Source organism: Vibrio sp. Vb0349 (genome assembly GCF_033338975.1).
Genome location: NZ_JAWOTS010000492.1, coordinates 1 through 1,003 on the forward strand (window position 1 = coordinate 1; position 1,003 = coordinate 1,003).

Genomic DNA, 1,003 nt, shown 5'->3' on the forward strand with positions numbered 1-1,003 from the left:
CTAATTAGTTTGAAACAGAGAATAATAACAGCACTAATTTTAGCTCCCCTGGTTATTTTAGGCATTTTTAAGTTACCCCTAATGGGCTTTATTATCGCGTTGACGGCGATAACACTGTTAGGTTTTTGGGAGTGGACACAATTTACAGAAAGCAATTCTCGCATTGCTGCACTGATTCCGGCAGCCGTTGTTACCGGACTTAGTTTTCTCTTTATCTCACCTGACGCACATAGCTTAAACCATTTAAGTACACCTCATTATGTTGTGTTAGGACTTGGTTTTGTGTGGTGGATTATTGCTAGCTTGATGGCAATTACTTACCCGAAAACCACAAAATCTTGGCAAGGCAACCTTGTTTTACGACATGTTTTTGGTTTTCTGACATTACTCCCTTTTCTTTGGAGTGTAATCATTCTAAGAGCCTCAGACATTTCGGTAGATCCATACCACGGTGCAAAGCTCGTAATGTACGTTTGCTTCTTGGTATGGGCTGCAGACAGCGGTGCTTACTTCGCTGGTAAAAGTTTAGGCAAGCGCAAGATGGCACCACATGTTAGCCCAAACAAAACGATTGAAGGTCTTATTGGCGGTATCATCGCGGCACTGATTGTTGGCTGGTTGTTTGCCGATTGGTTCAATATCCAGTTCACGAGCCCAATTCATATGATCATCATTACGTTGATCACGGTCGTGATTTCTGTATTAGGTGATTTAGTCGAAAGCATGTTTAAGCGTGTTTCTGGCATCAAAGACAGCAGTAACATCATTCCAGGCCACGGTGGCGTATTAGATCGCATCGATAGCCTGACTGCTGCATTTCCAGTCTTTGCTCTTCTATACTACGTATTCTAATTTATCGGGAGCGGCTTCATCGCTCCTGAATTTTTCTAACGGTCTTACATCATGCAAAAGTTAACGATTCTTGGTGCAACAGGCTCAATAGGTGCAAGCACCTTAAAAGTGGTTGAACAAAACCCAGAGCTGTTTTCTGTGGTCGCCCTAG

General features: G+C 42.8%; 2 protein-coding genes. Both read left to right on the forward strand.

Annotated features, from left to right (window positions below; all coding sequences use genetic code 11):
• Window positions 1–9 precede the first annotated feature (9 nt).
• On the forward strand, window positions 10–852 hold the full coding sequence (locus tag R7Q47_RS26830) for a phosphatidate cytidylyltransferase (protein ID WP_005480977.1): 843 nt from the start codon (window positions 10–12) through the stop codon (window positions 850–852).
• A 51-nt stretch (window positions 853–903) separates the two neighbouring features.
• Window positions 904–1,003 (forward strand): hypothetical protein (locus tag R7Q47_RS26835; protein WP_318090383.1); only part of this gene is annotated, 100 nt, incomplete at its 3' end.